This window comes from Piscinibacter sp. HJYY11 (assembly GCF_016735515.1).
Classification (GTDB): Bacteria; Pseudomonadota; Gammaproteobacteria; order Burkholderiales; family Burkholderiaceae_C; genus Rhizobacter.
The window spans coordinates 3,356,118-3,373,590 of the sequence record NZ_JAERQZ010000001.1 but is presented as its reverse complement, the minus strand read 5'-3'; the positions used below and the strand labels follow the sequence as shown (position 1 = coordinate 3,373,590).

Below are 17,473 nucleotides of genomic sequence, written 5' to 3'. Positions count from 1 at the left end.
CCTTCGATGGGGCGGCTCATACGCGACCCGTCACGCTCAACAAGGGTTCGAAGATCCATTCGATCAAGCGCCGGCGATCGAGGAGCACGTCGGCGTCGAGCTGCATGCCCGGCGCCAGCGGCTGTGCCTGGCCATAGGCCTGCACCGCCTGGCGATCGAGCGCGACGGTGATGCGGTACAGCGGCTCGTGGCCATCACCCCCGCGCGCCGGCAGCGACAGCCCGGCCAGCTCACTGGCCTGCAGCGGCGTGCGCGACACCTGCAGCACCTGCCCCGCCTGGTGGCCGAACTTCTGGTACGGATAGGCCTGGTAGCGCAGCTGCACGGACTGGCGCGAATGCAGGAAGCCCACCGCGCTCGACGGCGCGAAGAGGTGGGCCTGCAGCTTGGCATCGGCCGGCAGCAGGCTCGCGAGTGCGACACCCGGCGTCGCCGGCTGGCCCCGCTCGGCGACCACCGCAGTCACCATGCCGTCTTCCGGTGCACGCACCACGAGGCGGGATTGCGCTTCGCTTTCGGCTGAGCGCTGCGCCACGACGGCGAGGTCGCGCTCCAGCTCGCCTTGCTGCGCCTGCATGCGCAGCGGCAGTTCGCGCGCCTGCGCTTCCAGGTTGCCGATCTCGCGCTGCTGTGCGGCGCGCTGGCGCTCCAGGCCCTGCAGCTGCGCGCGCAGGCCCAGCACCTCTTCGGCCTTGGCCTGCACCTGCGCCGACGACACGAAGTTGTCGTTGCGCAACGATTCGAGCCGCGCCTGCGCCTGCTGTGCAAGCGCGAGCCGCTGCGACTGCAGGGCCGCTTCGGCCTCCATCTGCGCCAGCTCGCCGCGCATGGCGGCGATCTGCCGCTGCAAGGCAGACGCCTGCGATTGCTGCAGGCGCTGCTGTTGTTCGGTCGATTGCTTGAGGCTCTTCTCGCGCGCGGCGAGAGAGGCCTGCACGGCGGCCTGCGTGTCGCCGCGGAGCGTGGCCCGCTCCATCGACAACACGAAGAGCACGTCGCCGCGCTTGACCACCTGCCCTTCCGTCACGTGCCGCTCGACCACGGTCGCAGCCTGCGGCGGCACGAGCCGGATCACGCCGCGATCCGGCACCAGGTATCCACTCACACGTGCCTTGCGCGTGTACTCCCCGAGCGATAGGTATGTGACCGTCGCCGCCGCCGTGACGGCGACGAAGACGGTGAGCACGGCGAGCGATACCGGCCGGATCAGCTGGATGCTGCCCAGCCACTGCTGTCGTCGGCCTTCGACGACTTCAGGGCGGAAGAGCGAGGGCATGACCCGCTACCGAGCCATCACCAGATGGGCCGCGGCGCACCACCCGACACTTGCCGCAGCACTTCTGGGGGCAGCGGTTGAGGGGCGGGAACCCCTTGGCCGGGCTGCTGCTTGGAAGGAACGGAAGAAGCGGGAACGCTCGGGGTCGTGGTCGGCTGCATGGTGTGCTCCTGTGGAACTGTGCACAAGGCGATGTGCACTGGACACATTGCAGCAGCCGTCGCGAGGCGAGGTAACTGTCAGCTCTTACAGGGATGCGCTCCGTGAAATCCCAGGGTGCAAGGGGATCAGCGGATCAAGCCGAGCCGCAGCGCCTTCAAGACCGCCTGATGCTTGTTCACGCACCCAAGCTTGTGCATGGCGTTGTTGGCATGCAGAACGGCCGTTCGTTCGCTGATGCCAAGAACGTTCGCCACTTCCCACGCTGTCTTGCCTTCCATCGTCCAACGCAGCGTTTCCAGCTCGCGCGGTGTCAGCGACGGCCCTTCCGGCGTGGCGACTGCTGGCCGCAACAAGCGAACGGAGGCCTCCTGTGCATGCACCGCATAGAGCTGCAAGGCCGCCACCATGCGGGTGATTTCCATCGGATCCTTCGGCAGGGGTTGATCGCGGTCCACGCCGAACAGGAAGTGCCGCCCCTCCGGCATGTGCAGAGCGAGGCAGATGCCATGCCGGTAGCCAAAGCGCGCCTGCTCTTCCCACACCTCCGCCTGGCCGGCGTCAACGTAGGTGGTCTGACTCCAGATGATGGGCACGCTCTTGTTCTTGCAGTGCTGCATCACAGGATCGCGCTTCGCCGTGTTGCGGTCCTCCCCGATCTCGCGATAGCCGGCCGGCGCGTTATCGATCCAAACGAATTCCGAATCGCCGATGAAATGATCGATGACGGTTGACGCGGTAACCGTCTGAAACCCGAGCTCCCGAGCGAATCGCACGACGTGTGCCAACAACTCGTCCTTCGTCTTGGCTTCAAGAACGGACAAGTAGCCACTTTGAAGCAGGCTTGACATGAGCTAGACCCTCAACTTGTTCACGGCCGCCGCCGACAGCGTTGGACGGCCATGATACGAAAGGACGGCGTCAGACGCGGCATCCGTAACGCCCTGGCAGCAGCGTGATGCTGGTTCGCGCAGCTTCACTGAATCAACCCCAGCCGCAACGCCTTCACCACCGCATGGTGCTTGCTCGAGCACCCGAGCTTGCGCGACGCGCTGTGGGCATGCCGGATCGCGGTGTTCTCCGCGATGCCGAGGATGCGCCCGATCTCCCAGGCGGTCTTGCCTTCCATCGTCCAGCGCAGCACCTCGAGCTCGCGCGGTGACAGCGCCACGCCCTTGTGCCGCTCCAGCTCGGGCGGGGCGAGCAGGCGCATCGCCGGCTCCAGGGCATAAGTTGCAAAGAGTTGCGCCGCGGCCAGGGCGCGCGTGACCTCGGGCGAATGCGGCGCGAGCGGGGTCTCGCGGTCCAGGCCGAACATCATGTGGCGGCCGTTCGGCAGGTGGTGCACCACCGCAATGCCGGTGCGGTAGCCGTGCTGCGCCTGGTGCTCCCAGGCTTCGCCCTGCCCGGCATGCACGTAGGTGGACTGGTCCCACACCAGCGGGCGGTGGCTGTGCTTGCAGTGCTGGCTGACCGGGTCGACCTTGGCATCGTCGAGGTTCGAGAAGCTGTCGCAGTAGGCCGCTGGCGTGTTGTGCACCGAGCGGAACTCCGGCTCGAGGCCGGGGCGCTCGAGCACCGTCGTGAGCGACACCGTCCTGAACTGCAGCTGCTGCGCGAAACGCACCACGCAGGCCTGCAGCTCGTCCTGCGTCGACACCTCGAGCAATGCGAGGTAGTCGCCATGCTGGAAATCCTGATCCATCCCTGTTCGGCCCCTTGGAGGCACTTGTTGAGTAGGCGTCGCCGTGCGACTGGCGACCTGCCACAGATTACACCTGTCATGTTTGACAGCTGGCAGGGTTGACAGCTGCGAAGGGCGCGGCCTGTGCGCACCATGCCGCCACTCCAACAACCATCGGGACTCTCATGCTGCGCCCATTGTCCAAACCCCCAGCCAACGCTGCGCCCGCATGGATCGTGTGTGCGTGGCCCCCCGTCACCTGCCCCGTCACGCAGGCGCCCAGCCTCAACTTCGTGCACCTCGGGACCCGCGTGCTCAAACCGGGAGACGCCGACAGCCCTACCACCGGCCAGACCCTGTGGGGCGGCCCCTCGGGCGAAGGCGCGGCCGGCGTGGCCTGGGACTGGGTCGAGATCCAGGAGGGCGTGGTCGCGATGGCCGACCCCTTCGGGCTCGTCACCAACCTGCAGCTCGTCGGCGCCCGAGGCAAGAAGCTCAGCGACTTCGAGGTCACGCTGTGCCTCAACGAGCTGGTGCACGCCCTGCCCTGGCAGAGCGAAGTCCAGCGTGCGCTGGAGCGCGTCGAGCACTGAGGGGCAACGAGAAAAGAAGACAGGCCACCGCACGGGCACGGGTGGCCTGGAAAACACCCCGGTAGGTGCAGGTTGCTCGCGCAACCCCTTTGGAGACCCGATGCAGTTCGGGCAGCCCGACAGGCGTGCGGTCGGGTGATGGATGCCAACGTGGCCAGGCCCTCGGGCAGCGGCATGCCGGTCGCCGGTGGTCCGGCTGGCCCTCACGCCTCCCTTGTGTCCTCCCCGTCCGGGAGCCTGCCCACGTCAGCCCCCTCTCTCGTGGAGCAGGGGTCCATGCGATTGCCCTGTCGGCAACAGCGGGAGACTACGGGCGCGCCCCGCCGTGGCCAATGACAAGACCTTGTCATTGACGTGCGGGCAACAGCATCTCGATGTGCGGGATGCCGTCTTCCATATAGTCCTCGCCGACCGCCTCGAAGCCGAAGCTGCCGTAGAAGCGCCGCAGGTGCGACTGCGCCGAGATGCGGTTGCCCTGCCCCGGGAACTTCTCGGCCGACACCTGCAGCACCCGCGCCACGAGCTCGCGGCCGAGGCCCGTGCCGCGGCCCGCGGCGGTGGTGACCACGCGCCCCATCGAGGGCTCGGCGTACTTCACGCCCGGGTCCACCAGCCGCGCACAGGCCAGCGGCAGCTCATGCCCCGGAGCCCATGCGGCGATGTGGAAGGAGCGCTCGTCAGCCGCGTCGGCGTCAAGGTAGAGGCTGTTCTGCTCGATGGCGAACACCGTCTGCCGGGCGCGGTAGAGGCGGGCCAGTTCGAGCGGCGAGAGCGCCTCGAGACGGGCCACACGCCAGGTGAGGCTCAGGGAAGCAACGGGCTGGTTCATGCGCCCATCATGCGCATACTCGGGCCCCATTCAAAGGAGGAGGTTTCCGATGCGCCGCATCCTGCTAGGCCTGTTCGTGATCATTGCCGCACTGGTCGCCTACCTGCTCGTGTGGCCGGTGCCCGTGAAGCCGGTGGCGTGGACGGTGGCGCCCTCGCCCGGCTACACCGGCGCGCATGCGGTCAACACCCGCCTGGCCGGGCTCGAGACGGTCGACCTCGGCAGCCACCAGGGCCCGGAGCACATCGTGCTGCGCAACGGCTGGCTCTACATCGCGGTGGAGAGCGGCGCGATCCTGCGCATGCGCCCCGACGGCTCTGACCGCGGGGTCGTGCTGCAGACCGGCGGCCGCCCGCTCGGCTTCGACTTCGATGCCAATGGCGCGATGGTCATCGCCGACCCGATGGCCGGCCCGCACGGCGGGCTCTTCCGCGCCACCGGCAGCGGCGCGAGCGCGAAGCTCGAGCTACTCACCGACAGCGTCAACAACACGCCCATCGCCTATGCCGACGGCGTGGTGGTCGCCAAGAGCGGCAAGGTCTATTTCACCGACGCCAGCCAGCGCTTCGGCGCCAAGGCCTGGGGCGGCACCTTCAACGCGAGCGTGCTCGACATCATCGAGCATCAGTCCACAGGCCGCCTGCTCGAGTACGACCCGGCCACCAAGGCCACCCGCGTGCTGCTCGCCGACCTGTGCTTCCCCAACGGCGTGGCGCTCTCCGCCGACGAGCAGCACCTCTTCGTCGCCGAGACCGGCGAGTACCGCATCTGGAAGGTCGCCACCCGCGCCGCCGACCTGAGCGCCAAGGCACCCCAGGCCGGCGCCAGCGTGCTGATGCAGAACCTGCCCGGCTACCCCGACAACCTCATGCGCGGCGAGAACGGGCGCGTGTGGATGGGCCTCGTCAAGCCACGCGGTGCCTTCATCGACAACAGCGCCGGCAAGCCCTGGCTGCGTGCGCTCTCGATGAGGCTGCCGAAGGCGCTGTGGCCGGTGCCGCCCGCCTACGGCCACGTGGTCGCGTTCGACGAATCGGGCCAGGTGCTGCTCGACCTGCAGGACCCGACGGGCACCTACCCCGAGACCACCGCCGTCACCGAGAGCGGCGACCGGCTCTACATCCAGAGCCTGCACGCCAAGTCGCTCGGCTGGCTCGACAAGAAGAAAGCAGGCCTCTGAGCCCCGTCTAACGCACCGCGGCGGCGCGCAGACGCCGCGCGACGTAGCCGACACCGATCGCCGTCAGCAGCACGCAGGCGACGATCGGCACCAGCAGCTGCTCGGGGCCCACGCCCTCACCCTTCAGCACCTTGGTCATCAGCGTGTGCTGCGCGAGCGCCGGCACCCACAGGTGCCACGGCGCCTCGCCGCTCTGGTTGAAGGTCGTCATCAGCGGCAAGAGCGACACCACCAGCACCACCAGCGTGCTCGCCGCCTGGGCTTCCTTGAAGGTCTTGCAGCGGATCGCCACCGCCATCAGCACCGCCGACAGCGCGGCGGCAAACGGCAGCAGCACCGCCAGGAACCACAGCGCCTCGACCCAGCCGAACTGGAACATCGCCTGCAGCGTGTCGCTGCGCAAGAGCCACTGCGCCGGCAGGAAGCCGAGGCAGCTCAGCACCGCGATCAGCATCGCGAGCAAGGCCACCGCCGCCCACTTGCCGAGCACGAGCGCTGCACGCGGCGCGGGTGTCATCAGCAGCGGCTCCAGCGATGAGCGCTCGCGCTCGCCGGCCGTGGTGTCGAGCGCCGCGTTGAGCGCGCCGTAGAGCACCGCCATCATGATGAAGAAGGGCAGCATCGCGGTGAGCTGCGCCGCCCGCGCCTGCGTGCTCGCGAGGTCGCGGTCCTGCACCGAGAGTGGCGACAGCAGCTCGGGCGATACCCCGCGCAGCATCAGGCTGACAGCCCCGCGCTCGCGCGCATAGGCCTGCAGCAGCCGCGCCACGCGCCCGGCGCTCGCCTGCGAGGGTCGGTTGCCGCTGTCCTGCACCACTTCCACCTGTGGCTGCTCGCCACGCAGCAGCGCCGCCTCAAAGCCCGGCGGCACCACCAGCACCGCTTCGTGCAGCTTCGAGCGGCGCAGCAGGTCCTCGTAGTCCTTCGGCGCCGGCAGCACCGTGATGCTCTGCCGCGCGAGGAAGTTGGCGAGCCCCGGCGCGTGTTCCATGCCCACCGCCACCAGCTCGCGCCGCTCGGCGCGCTCCTCGAACGAGGCCAGCAGGCTCGACAGGGCCACCAGCACCAGCGGCCCGAGCAGCACGGCGGAGATGAGCACCATCAGCAAGGTGCGCCGGTCGCGCAGGGCGTCGAGCAGCTCCTTGCGCATCACCGTCCCGGTGAGTCTGGCGAACCTCATGCCACCGCCTCCGGCAATGTCTCGGGAAACGCGAGCTTCACGAACGCCTGCTCGAAGTCACGCTCGCCCGTCTGCGCGAGCAGCTCGTCGACCGTGCCGTGCGCCACGGTGAGCCCGTGCGACACCACCACCACCTCGTCGCACAGCCGCTCCACCTCCTGCATGATGTGCGTGGAAAAGACGATGCACTTCGCGCCGCCCTCGGGCGAGCGCAGCCAGCGCAGCGTCTCGCGCAGCGCGCGGGTGGCCACCACGTCGAGGCCGTTGGTCGGCTCGTCGAGCACGATGTGGCGCGGGTCGTGCACCAGCGCGCGGGCCAGCGCCGTCTTCATGCGCTCGCCCTGGCTGAAGCCTTCGGTGCGGCGGTCGAGCAGCGGCGTCATCTCCAGCATCTGCGCCAGCGACTCGGCGCGCGCGTTCGCCGCCTCGCGCGACATGCCGTGCAGCCCGCCGTGGTAGACGATGTTCTCGCGTGCGCTCAGGCGCGGGTACAGGCCGCGCGCATCGCTCAACACGCCCATGCAGCTCTGCGCCGCCTGCGGGTCGCGTGCGACGTCGACGCCTTCCACCCTCAGCGTGCCGGCATCGGGGGTGATGAGCCCGGCCAGCATGCGCAGCGTCGTCGTCTTGCCGGCGCCGTTGGGGCCGAGCAGGCCAGTGATGCGGCCGTCGGGGGCGACGAAGCTCACGTCGCGCACCGCCTGCACCGGTGCGCCGCGCTTGAAGCGCCAGCCGCTGTGCACCGCGGCGAACTGCTTGGCCACGCTACGCACCTCGATCACCGCAGGCTCCCCACGGGTTGAAAGGCCGGCGGTCGCGGCACACGTTCGACGCAGCGGGTGTCGAGCGCGAGCGCCGCGCCATCGTCCTCGGTGTGGATGAAGCGGGTGAGCAACTCGGGGCCGCAGCCCACGCCGAGCACGCCGTGGCCGGCGTTCGGCACCACCACGTGGCGGGCCTTGGCGCCCAGGGCCTGGGCGGCGCGCGCGCCATGCCGCGGCGGTGTCACCGGATCGAGGCCGCCGCTCAGCAGCAGCACCGGCGCCGGGCTCACACCGATCTGGTCGTACGCCACGGGCAGCTCGCCCCGCGGCCAGCCCGCGCAGGCCTGGTCGTAGACCTGCAGGCCCTCACCGGCGCCGCTCGCCCGCGCCGCGGGCGCGCTCGCCAGGCGCGGCACGTCCTCGCTGCACAGCACCGAGAAGTGCATGCCCATCGCCAGCGCCGAGCCCTTGCGCGTGGTGAGGCTGCTGCCGAGCGTCAGCAGCGCCTGCGGCCGGCCTTGCGTGGCCTCGTGCATCGCCACCGGCAGCGCCTGCGCCAGCGTGGGCGTGTAGAGCGCACCGCGCAGCGCCGAGGCCACCATCGCCCGCGTCAGCGTGAACGACTCGGGCTGGCCGGTCAGCGGGTGCTGCACCGTCACCGGCTGCGGCAGCCGGGCGAGCCAGGCCGACCAGGTGCTGCGCAGGTTGGGGTGGTCGCGCCGGCACGCCGCTTCGGCCTCGCAGGCGCTGAGCAGCGATTCGAACGCCGCCTGCGCATCGATCGCGAAGCTCGCCGGCAGCACCATGTCGGGCGGCGCCACGCCATCGAGCACCAGGCGCCGCACGTGGGTGGGGAACTGGCGCAGGTAGTCGAGGCCCGCACGGGTGCCGTACGACACGCCCACGAGGTTGATGCGCTCGGCGCCGATCTCGCGCCGCACGGCCTCGAGGTCCTGCATCGCGACCGGCGTGGTGTAGTGGCGCAGGTCGCCGTGCGGCAGCGCCTGCAACTTCTGGCGGCACTCGCGCAGCTGCGCGAGCTGGCGCTCGGGGTCGGACTGTTCGGCCACCGATTGCTGGCGCGGGTCGTCGCACACGAGCGGCGCCGAGCGGCCGGTGCCACGCTGGTCGACGAGCACGATGTCGCGCCGGTTGTTGAGCCGCGCAAAGAGCGGCATCACCTGGCCCGCAAGCGAGATTGCGCTCTGCCCCGGGCCACCGGCGAGCAGGAACACCGGGTCGGCGAGCTTGTTGCGCGCGAGCGCCGGCACCACGACGTAGTGCACCGTGATCTGCCGGCCCGTGGGCGCGGCCGGGTCGAGCGGGCGTTGCACCTGGCCGCACTGCACGAGGTGTGACAGGCCGTCGACGCGGCACGGCGTGGTGGCCGCCTGCGCCTGAACAGCAAGCGTGGCCAAGGCCAGGCCGCAGAACCAGGATCGCTTCATTGCCCGAGCAGGCGCTTCAGTTCGCCGCTCGCGATGAGCCGCTGCAGCTGGCTCGCGCCGCCCACGAGCTGGCCTTTCACGAACACCATCGGAAAGGTCGGCCAGCCAGTCCACATCTTCAGCGCATTGCGACGCCGCCATTGGCTGAAGTAGCCGCCGAACTGGAGGTACTGGTAGGGCACGCCGGCGGCGTCGAGCGCACGCCGGGCGCGGCGTGCCGGGATGTTGAGCGCCATGCCCACCACCAGCACTGGGTTCGACGCCGCCGCCGAGCGCACGTTGTGCACGATGTCGGCGTTGAGGTTGGCCACCTTGTCGCGGATGGCCGGGTGCATGAGGGACTCGTCGAGGATCGGGCGCGGCATCGAGGCTCTCGTGAAACAGCGAAGCCGCGAGCTTAGATCACCCGGTCAACACATCCCACCGGTCGTGCCGCTCGCGCCGCTCGGCACGGTAGTTGGTGATCTCCAGCCGCACGCCGTCGGGGTCGGTGAAGAACGTGGCCCAGTAGTCGGGCGCGTAGCCGGGGTGCAGGTGCGCTTCGCTCGCCTCGATGCCGGCGGCGCGCAGCGCCTTCGCGGCCGCCACCACGTCGTCGACCGAGTCGACCCGCAGGCAGAAGTGGTGCAGGCCCGGCGAATACGGGTCGTGCGTGCCGCCGCCACGCCGCGGCCGGAGCACGTAGCCGAAGTGGCGGTTGTAGTACTGCACGTGCCGGTCGCCGCCGATCTCGAAGCTGTTGCTGCGAAAGCCGAGCACCTCGCGCATCACCGTGTCGTAGAAGGCCTGCGAACGGGCCAGGTCGGAGACGGTGATGTAGATGTGGTCGATGCCGGTGACCTCGATCATGGGCGCGCTCCTGGCGGCGATGGACGGGGCGGCCAGTATCGGCCGCCCCGGGCGCCGTGTCGTTCAGGTCGCGAGCACCCCACGCTGGAAGTCGGCCATCGCCTGGTGGATCTCGGCCGGCGTGTTCATCACGAAGGGCCCGTACTGCACGATGGGCTCGTTGAGGGGCTGGCCGGCGATGACGAGCAGCTTCGCGTCACCGTCGACCGCCTGCACCGTCACGCCATCGGCCGCCGGGTCGTTGACCAGGATGGCCATGCGCTCACGGTCGACCCGCGTGCCCTCGATCTCGACCGCACCGCCGTACACGTAGACGAAGGCGTTGTGCCCGGCCGGGATCGGCTGCGCGAACGAGGTGCCCGCGGGCAGCGCCACATCCAGGTACAGCGGCTCGGTCGTCGGACGTGTCACCGCGCCGGTCACGCCGTGGCTCTCGCCGGCGATCACGCGCACGGTCACGCCGTCTGCCAGCGTGAACACGGGCACGCCCTGCGGCGGCACGTCGCGGTACATCGGTGCGGTCATCTTGTCCTTCGCGGCCAGGTTCACCCACAGCTGGAAGCCGGCCATGCGGCCCTCTTCCTGCTCGGGCATCTCGGAGTGGATGATCCCGCGCCCGGCGGTCATCCACTGCACGCTGCCGGGTTCGAGCAGGCCGACGTTGCCCACGCTGTCCTGGTGGCGCATGCGGCCTTCGAGCATCACCGTCACCGTCTCGAAACCGCGGTGCGGGTGGCTCGGGAAGCCGCCGATGTAGTCGGACGCGCTGTCGCTGCCGAAGGCATCGAGCATCAGGAAGGGGTCGAGCCGGCGCTGCAGCGGCTGCGTGAGCACACGCGTGAGCTTCACGCCATCGCCATCGGACGTGGGCTGGCCACGCACCAGCCGCTCGACGCGGCGCGACGTGGCAACGGACAGGACGGAAGGGGTGGAGGTGATCGTGTTCATGCTGAGCACTCTATGCCTCGCCAAAACCCCTGCGCTCAAGACTTTTTGCACACAGCGCTCAAACCGTCTGCTGGTTTTTCCGCTCCCGGGCGGCGCCGACAGGCGTAGGCTCCGCCCCCAGATTGCTTATGAAAAGCAACCAATCCGGTGAACACACCGACCCCCTGCGAAAGAGAGACGACATGCAGCGCAGACACTTCCTGGCCGGCGGCACGCTGGCCACCCTGGGCCTTCCCACCTTCGCGCAGAGCACCCCGGAGATCGTGCTCGGCAACAGCGGCATCCTCGGCGGCCCCCTCGGGGCACCGGTCAAGACCATGCTGGCGGGGGCGGACCTCGCCTTCGGTGCGGCCAACGCCCAGGGCGGTGTCAACGGCCGCAAGCTGCGGGTGGTGTCGCTCGACGACGAGCTCAAGCCCGACAAGGCCGTCGCCAACTACCGAAAACTTCTGAGCGATCACAAAGCCTTCGCCTTTTTCGCCTGCGTGGGCTCGGGCACCACCGCGGCGGCGAGCCAGGTGCTGAAGGAGAGCGGCGCTCCGCTGGTCGGCGGCTATGCGGTGGCCGATTCGGCGCGCGAGAAGGCGCAAGGCTCGGCCTATTTCGTGCGCGCCACCACGGGCCGCGAGGCCGAGGTGCTGATCCAGCAGCTGCAGACCATCGGCATCACCCGCATCGCGGTGGCCCACCTCGACAACCCGGGCGGCGTGGAGGCGCTGCGCCTGGTCGAGAAGGCGCTGGCCACCCACCAGCTGAAGCCCGTCGCCTCGTCGACCATGAAGGGCGACGCCACCGATGCCGCCGCCGTCGCCAGCACGCTGATGGCGGGTGAGCCGCAGGCCATCGTCATGTACCTGGGCGGTGCGCTCGGCGGCGAGCTGATGAAGGCGGTGTGGGCCCGCGGCCAGCAGCCTTCGTTCTACGGCATGTCGCTGGTGCCGGGCGACCTCATCGCCAAGGTGGCCGGCGAAAAGACGCGCGGCCTCGCGATCTCGCAGGTCATGCCCTACCCGTGGAACGAGGTCGACCCGACGGTCAAGGAATACCGCCGCCTGGCCACCGCGGCCAAGGTGCCGGTCAACTACTACAGCTTCGAGGGCTACGTGAACGCCCTCGTCATGCTCGACGCGCTCAAGCGCCTGGGCCGCGACCTGAACCGCCAGAAGCTGCACGCGATGCTGGCCGCCACCAAGTTGCGCATCTCCGGCATGGACGTCAACTTCACCGGCGGCGGGCACACCGGCTCGCGCTTCGTCGAGCTGGTGCAGGTGACGCGGGACGGCCGCTTCGTGCGCTGAGCGCCATCCTTCATTCCCGCGAAAGCGGGAATGACCGCCACGCGCGACACCCTGGCCGCAACACGGTGTAATCCGCGTCGTCTCCACACGACCTAGGCGCACCATGTCGATGCTCCTGCCCTTGCTCGCCGTGGCCACCGGCGCCGCGGCGCCCGCGGTCGCACCCGGCCCCGGCCCCTACGACGCCCAGATGTGCGTCACCCTGAACACGAACCCGCCCACCTGCGGGCCGATGGAGGCGCGCATCGCCCGCGACGGCACGCTCACCCTGCGGCACGACGACATCCGTTACGTGCTGAGCTTCGAGCAGGGCCTGATGGTCGGCATCACGATGCACGGCGGCATGCAGATCGCCGAGTTCCTCTCCAGCTACCGCTGGGCGGGCGGCACGCTGCTGTTCAGCGACCGCAGCCGCAGCGCGCAGTACGAGGTGCAGCTCACGCCGGTGGGCAGCCGCAAGCCGGCGTCGGCCGCCTCGCGCTGACGCCTCCGGGCGCGCCGGTCGAGAACGCGGCCTGCGCCCACCTCCGGCCTTGTCCTACAGGCCGGGCCCGCGCCCGACGGTAAAAAAACGGGCATGTCCCGCAACCCGCCCGACCGCCCCATGCCCGAGCTCGCCTTCAAGGTGATGACGGTCAACACCCACAAGGGCTTCACCTTCTTCAACCGCAAGTTCATCCTGCATGAGTTGCGCGAAGCGGTGCGCTCGGTGGGCGCCGACGTGGTCTTCCTGCAGGAGGTGCAGGGTGCCCATGAGAAGCACCCGTCGAAGTTCCTGAACTTCCCCGCCGACCCGCATTACGAATTTCTCGCCGACGAGATCTGGCCCGAGTTCGCCTATGGCCGCAACGCGGTCTATCCGCATGGCCACCATGGCAACGCCGTCTTGTCGAAATTCCCGATCGAGCACTACCGCAACCATGACGTCTCCATCGCCGGCCCCGAGCGCCGCGGCCTGCTTCACTGCGCGCTGAAGGTGCCCGGGCTCGACCAGCGCATCCATGCCATCTGCGTGCACCTGGGGCTGAAGGAGTCGCACCGCAAGCGCCAGCTCGACCTCCTGTGCAAGCTCGTGCACACCGAAGTACCGCCCGACGCGCCGCTGGTGGTGGCGGGCGACTTCAACGACTGGCGCCACCGCGCCAACCCCATCCTCGAACGCAACTGCGGCCTGCGCGAAGTCTTCGTGCACGCCCACGGCGAGCACGTGCGCACCTTCCCGGCCCGCTGGCCCATGCTCGCGCTCGACCGCATCTACGTGCGCCACGCCCGCATCCACTCGCCGGTGGTGCTGCCGCGCCGCCCCTGGTCGCACCTGTCGGACCACGCACCGCTCGTCGCGGAGATCTCGTTGTGATGTCCCGCCACACCGAACGCGCCCGGTGGCAGCCGGGCAACCACTTCACGCTGCTGGAAAACGGCGAAGCCTTCTTCCCGGCCGTCTTCGAGGCCATCGCCCAGGCGAAGCGGGAGGTCATCCTCGAGACCTTCATCCTTTTCGAGGACAAGGTCGGCACCGCCTTGCACCAGGTGCTGGTCGAGGCCGCGCGGCGCGGCGTGCAGGTCGACGTGCTGATCGACGGCTTCGGCTCGCCCGACCTGTCGCCGCAGTTCATCGGCGAGCTCACGGCGGCCGGCGTGCGCATCCGCGTGTTCGACCCGCAGAAGCCGCTGCTGGGCATCCGCGCCAACGTGCTGCGCCGCATGCACCGCAAGATCGTCGTGATCGACGGCGAGCTGGCCTTCATCGGCGGCATCAACTACTCGGCCGACCACCTGCTCGACTTCGGCCCCGAGGCCAAGCAGGACTACTCGGTGAAGGTGCGCGGCCCGGTGGTGGGCGACATCCACCGCTTCGTGCGCGCCGCCATCAAGGAGCCGCACGGGCCGCGGCGCTGGTGGTTCCAGCGCAAGCCGGTGCAGTCGCCCCGCCAGCAGCCGCATGCCGGCACCGCGCACGCCCTCTTCGTCACCCGCGACAACAACCACCACCGCGACGACATCGAGCGCCTCTACCGCGTGGCGATCCGCTCGGCGAAGAAGCGCGTGTGGATCGCCAACGCGTATTTCTTCCCCGGCTACCGCCTGCTGCGCGAGCTGCGCCGCGCGGCGCGCCGTGGCGTCGACGTGCGCCTGATCCTGCAGGGCACGCCCGACATGCCGATCGTGAAGTTCGGCGCCGAGCTGCTGCACGACCACCTGCTGCGCGCCGGCGTGCGGATCTACGAGTACTGCCAGCGCCCCTTCCACGGCAAGGTGGCGCTGGCCGACGACGAATGGGCCACGGTCGGCTCGAGCAACCTCGACCCCTTGAGCCTCGCGCTCAACCTCGAGGCCAACGTCGTCATCCGCGATGCCGACTTCAACCGGCAGCTCTCCGAACGGCTGGAGAAGCTGGTCTGCGAAAGCTGCCGCGAGGTCCAGCCCGAAGGCAGCGGCAAGCCGAAGCTGTGGCACGTGGTGCGCAGCTTCGTCGTCTTCCACGTGCTGCGCCGTTTCCCGTACTGGGCGACCTGGCTGCCGCGGCACACGCCGGCCCTCGTGAACGCCCACGGCGAGCACGGCCGCGAGCACCGGACCCATGGCGTCTGACGTCGCCCCGCGCGGCGCGCCCGGTGCGCGCCGCGTGCCGCTCACGCAGCGGCCGTGGTGGCCGGCGGTCAAGCGCACCGGCTCGGCGCTCTTCTTCGCACTGGTGCTGTGGCTCATCGTGCGCCATGCCCGCACGGTGAAATGGAGCGAGGTCGGCGCCTCGATCGCCGATTACCCGCTCACCACGCTCGCCGGCGCGGCGCTGCTCGCGATCACGAGCCACGCGCTCTACGCCACCTTCGACCTGCTGAGCCGCCGCTACGCGGGGCACGACCTGCCCACCCGGCGCGTGCTGGCCACCACCTTCATCAGCTACGCCTTCAACCTCAACTTCGGCGCGCTGGTGGGCGGGCTCGCCTTCCGCATCCGGCTCTACACCCGCCAGGGGCTGGACGCCGCCACCATCTCGCGCGTCTACGGCTTCAGCATGCTGACCAACTGGCTCGGCTACGTCGTGCTCGCGGGCGTGGTGGGCCTGCTGCAGCCTATCCCGGTGCCGGAGGAATGGTCGATCGGCGTCGACGCGATGCGCCTCGTCGGCGGGGCGCTGCTGGCGGCAGCGCTCGGCTACCTCGCGCTGTGTGCCTTCTCGCCGAAACGCACCCTCACGCTGCGCGGACACGACGTGCACCTGCCCTCGGGCCGCATGGCGCTGCTGCAGCTCGTGCTGTCGACGGCCAACTGGGCGCTGATCGGCGCCACGGTCTACGTGCTGCTGCAGCCGCACGTGGCCTACCCGGCGGCGCTCGCCGCGCTGCTGGCGGCGGCGGTGGCCGGCGTGCTCACGCACGTGCCGGCCGGCCTGGGCGTGCTGGAGGCGGTGTTCATCACGCTGCTCTCGCCGCCGGTGGCGCAGAGCCCGTTGCTGGCCGCGCTGCTCGTCTACCGCGCGGTGTACTACCTGGTGCCGCTGGCGATCGCCGCCCTGCTCTACCTGGGCTTCGAGCTCAGGCTGAAGGCTTCTGCGAGCTGACCGGCTTGGGCGACAGGAGGCCGAGGCAGGTGTCGCGCTGCGCATCGGCCTCGGGCACCGCGGCGCACAGCCCCTCCAGTTCGGCCTGCAGGCGCTTCATCGCGTCGGCATGGCCGGGGGCCTTCTGCCATCGGGCCAGCGTGTCGCCCACCCGCTGCAGCGAGCGGGCGCTGCGCTCGTAGAAGGCATTGGGCTGCCCCGCCGCTTCACGCAGCACCTGCAGCGCCGCGGCCTCGATGCGCTGCTCGTCCTGCGGCGCCAGCTCCACCAGCAGGGCGACGTGGCTCGCGCCCCACTGCAGCCGCGTCGCCGGCCCCACGCTGCGCCGGTAGGCCTCTTCGCTCCAGCGCAGCGCCTCGGCGGTGTCGCCCCGCTTCTTCGCGTTGCTCGCGAGGCTCGACATCAGGTAATACGGCGAATGGCTGCGCGCGAGGTTGGCCTTGAGCAGCGCGTCCGATTCGGCTGGGGCACCCGCCTCGCGCAGCAGGTAGGCCAGCGTGGGGATGACCGCCTGGCGCTCGTAGCCGTCGGTCGTCTCGCGGTCGAGGCGGGCCACCTGCTCGCGGATGTCGCTCATCAGCGCCGGCGGCACGCTCACCGGCGCGCCGCTCTTGGGTGTCCCTTTGGGTGGACCCTTGGGCGCGTCCAGGCGCGCCAGCTGCACGCGGGCGATCGAGGCACTCGCCCGGTCGGCGCGCGACAGCGTCATGTCGTTCGCCAAGCCGGCCAGGCTGGCGTCGAAGGCTTCGAGCAGCGGCCCGCGGGCCTTGTCGCCGGCGGGGGCGAAGGCCTTGGCCAGGGCCTGGGCGTTGTTGGCCAGCACGTCCATCTGCACCCGCGAGGCTTCGGCGCTGCGCAGCACCGCGAGGAATCGCTCGCGCGCCTGCGCGTCCGGCCGTGGGGCCTCGGCCGCCGCCCAGGCCTTGAGGAAGAGCCGCGTGCCGGCATCGGCCTGCTCCGGCGGGCAGGCGGCGGCCAGTGCGCGCAGCGTGGCCGGCAGCTCCTTGGGTGGCAGCACCTGGGCCTGCTCGTCCGTGTCCCACGAGTAGAAGGCGAGCAGCTGCCATTCGTTCGCACCCAGGCTGCGGCCGGCGCGTGCATCGGCCAGCACGGCCTTCACCGGGCGCTGCATCGCGAGCCCGAGCGTGAGCATCTGCGTGACCTGCTGCGCGTCGACCTCGCCCGGCAGGCGCGTCATCTCCTGGCCGGCCGGGCTCAGCAGCACCATCGTCGGATAGCCGCGCACCTTGAAGCGTGCGCCGAGCTTCTGCGCACCGGGCTGGTCGCCGTCGACATAGACCGGCACGAAGGCGCGTGTGCGCTCGATGAAGTCCTGCCGGTTGAAGAGCGTCGCCTTCAGCTGGTTGCACGGCGGGCACCACTCGGCACCCCAGTACAGCAGCACCGGCTTCTGTGCCGCGCGCGCCTGGGCAAAGGCGGCGTCGACCTCGGCATCGGTGCTCGCGGGTTGCCAGGCGATGCCCTTGGCCGCCGCCGTGCCCAGCGGGGCCGGCACCACCAGCGCCGGCGGGCTGGCCGCCGGGGCCGCGGGCGCCGCAGCCACCGGCTCGGCCGGCCGCTGGCAAGCGGCGAGGGCGGCGGAGGCGACGAGCACGAGGGCGTATCGCAAAGGAGCAAGGCGCAGCGACATGGCCGCGAGCGTAACGCGGCACCAGCGTCCTACACGCAAACGCGGAGTT

General features: G+C 70.1%; 18 protein-coding genes. 7 read left to right on the top strand and 11 right to left on the bottom strand.

Annotation, left to right across the window (positions count from 1 at the left end):
* Positions 1 to 16: 16 nt before the first annotated feature.
* The 3 genes from JI745_RS15620 to JI745_RS15610 all read right to left on the bottom strand — a co-directional run bounded on the left by JI745_RS15620 (position 17) and on the right by JI745_RS15610 (position 3,140).
* Positions 17 to 1,276, bottom strand: coding sequence for an HlyD family secretion protein (locus JI745_RS15620; RefSeq protein ID WP_201808603.1), 1,260 nt, complete (start codon positions 1,274 to 1,276; stop codon positions 17 to 19).
* A 287-nt stretch (positions 1,277 to 1,563) separates the two neighbouring features.
* On the bottom strand, positions 1,564 to 2,286 hold the full coding sequence (locus tag JI745_RS15615) for an autoinducer binding domain-containing protein (RefSeq protein ID WP_201808601.1): 723 nt from the start codon (positions 2,284 to 2,286) through the stop codon (positions 1,564 to 1,566).
* Between the two features lie 125 nt (positions 2,287 to 2,411).
* Complete coding sequence (locus JI745_RS15610; RefSeq protein ID WP_201808599.1) at positions 2,412 to 3,140, bottom strand: LuxR family transcriptional regulator; 729 nt, start codon at positions 3,138 to 3,140, stop codon at positions 2,412 to 2,414.
* 164 nt (positions 3,141 to 3,304) lie between these two features.
* Between JI745_RS15610 and JI745_RS15605 the strand changes: the two genes are divergently transcribed.
* A complete protein-coding gene (locus JI745_RS15605; protein WP_201808598.1) occupies positions 3,305 to 3,712 on the top strand; it encodes a hypothetical protein in 408 nt (135 codons plus the stop codon).
* Positions 3,713 to 4,058: 346 nt separating this feature from the next.
* Here JI745_RS15605 and JI745_RS15600 read toward each other — a convergent pair whose 3' ends face one another.
* On the bottom strand, positions 4,059 to 4,541 hold the full coding sequence (locus tag JI745_RS15600; RefSeq protein WP_201808596.1) for a GNAT family N-acetyltransferase: 483 nt from the start codon (positions 4,539 to 4,541) through the stop codon (positions 4,059 to 4,061).
* Positions 4,542 to 4,590: 49 nt separating this feature from the next.
* Between JI745_RS15600 and JI745_RS15595 the strand changes: the two genes are divergently transcribed.
* Positions 4,591 to 5,721, top strand: a complete 1,131-nt coding sequence (locus JI745_RS15595; RefSeq protein ID WP_201808594.1) for an SMP-30/gluconolactonase/LRE family protein — start codon at positions 4,591 to 4,593, stop codon at positions 5,719 to 5,721.
* A gap of 7 nt (positions 5,722 to 5,728) precedes the next feature.
* Here the strand turns inward: JI745_RS15595 and JI745_RS15590 are convergent, their stop codons facing one another.
* The 6 genes from JI745_RS15590 to JI745_RS15565 all read right to left on the bottom strand — a co-directional run bounded on the left by JI745_RS15590 (position 5,729) and on the right by JI745_RS15565 (position 10,910).
* Positions 5,729 to 6,901, bottom strand: coding sequence for an ABC transporter permease (locus JI745_RS15590; RefSeq protein ID WP_201808592.1), 1,173 nt, complete (start codon positions 6,899 to 6,901; stop codon positions 5,729 to 5,731).
* Positions 6,898 to 7,683 (bottom strand): ATP-binding cassette domain-containing protein, encoded by a 786-nt coding sequence (locus JI745_RS15585; RefSeq protein ID WP_201808589.1) that lies wholly within the window; start codon positions 7,681 to 7,683, stop codon positions 6,898 to 6,900. Before JI745_RS15585 ends, JI745_RS15590 begins: the two co-directional genes overlap by 4 nt.
* Positions 7,680 to 9,113, bottom strand: a complete 1,434-nt coding sequence (locus JI745_RS15580; RefSeq protein ID WP_201808586.1) for an alpha/beta hydrolase — start codon at positions 9,111 to 9,113, stop codon at positions 7,680 to 7,682. The genes JI745_RS15585 and JI745_RS15580 overlap by 4 nt, the downstream gene beginning before the upstream one ends.
* Entirely contained in the window at positions 9,110 to 9,478 is a 369-nt protein-coding gene (locus JI745_RS15575; protein ID WP_201808579.1) for a glutaredoxin domain-containing protein, read from the bottom strand. The genes JI745_RS15580 and JI745_RS15575 overlap by 4 nt, the downstream gene beginning before the upstream one ends.
* 37 nt (positions 9,479 to 9,515) lie before the next feature.
* Positions 9,516 to 9,962, bottom strand: coding sequence for a VOC family protein (locus JI745_RS15570; protein ID WP_201808578.1), 447 nt, complete (start codon positions 9,960 to 9,962; stop codon positions 9,516 to 9,518).
* Between the two features lie 63 nt (positions 9,963 to 10,025).
* The gene (locus JI745_RS15565; RefSeq protein WP_201808576.1) at positions 10,026 to 10,910 is read right to left on the bottom strand and encodes a pirin family protein; all 885 of its coding nucleotides are present in this window, start codon (positions 10,908 to 10,910) and stop codon (positions 10,026 to 10,028) included.
* Positions 10,911 to 11,092: 182 nt separating this feature from the next.
* On the opposite strand from JI745_RS15565, the gene JI745_RS15560 reads away from it, so the two are divergent.
* The 5 genes from JI745_RS15560 (at position 11,093) to JI745_RS15540 (ending at position 15,773) form a co-directional block, all read left to right on the top strand.
* Positions 11,093 to 12,208 (top strand): ABC transporter substrate-binding protein, encoded by a 1,116-nt coding sequence (locus JI745_RS15560; protein WP_201808574.1) that lies wholly within the window; start codon positions 11,093 to 11,095, stop codon positions 12,206 to 12,208.
* A gap of 103 nt (positions 12,209 to 12,311) precedes the next feature.
* Entirely contained in the window at positions 12,312 to 12,692 is a 381-nt protein-coding gene (locus JI745_RS15555; protein WP_201808572.1) for a hypothetical protein, read from the top strand.
* Between the two features lie 93 nt (positions 12,693 to 12,785).
* Positions 12,786 to 13,565, top strand: coding sequence for an endonuclease/exonuclease/phosphatase family protein (locus tag JI745_RS15550; RefSeq protein WP_201808571.1), 780 nt, complete (start codon positions 12,786 to 12,788; stop codon positions 13,563 to 13,565).
* Complete coding sequence (gene clsB / locus JI745_RS15545) at positions 13,565 to 14,800, top strand: cardiolipin synthase ClsB (protein WP_201808569.1); 1,236 nt, start codon at positions 13,565 to 13,567, stop codon at positions 14,798 to 14,800. Before JI745_RS15550 ends, clsB begins: the two co-directional genes overlap by 1 nt.
* Positions 14,790 to 15,773, top strand: coding sequence for a lysylphosphatidylglycerol synthase domain-containing protein (locus tag JI745_RS15540; RefSeq protein WP_201808568.1), 984 nt, complete (start codon positions 14,790 to 14,792; stop codon positions 15,771 to 15,773). The genes clsB and JI745_RS15540 overlap by 11 nt, the downstream gene beginning before the upstream one ends.
* On the opposite strand, the gene JI745_RS15535 is transcribed toward JI745_RS15540, so the two are convergent.
* Positions 15,748 to 17,424 carry a thioredoxin fold domain-containing protein gene (locus tag JI745_RS15535; protein WP_201808566.1) on the bottom strand — a complete coding sequence of 559 codons (1,677 nt, stop codon included), beginning with the start codon at positions 17,422 to 17,424 and terminating at the stop codon, positions 15,748 to 15,750. The genes JI745_RS15540 and JI745_RS15535 overlap by 26 nt on opposite strands.
* Between the last annotated feature and the right edge of the window lie 49 nt (positions 17,425 to 17,473).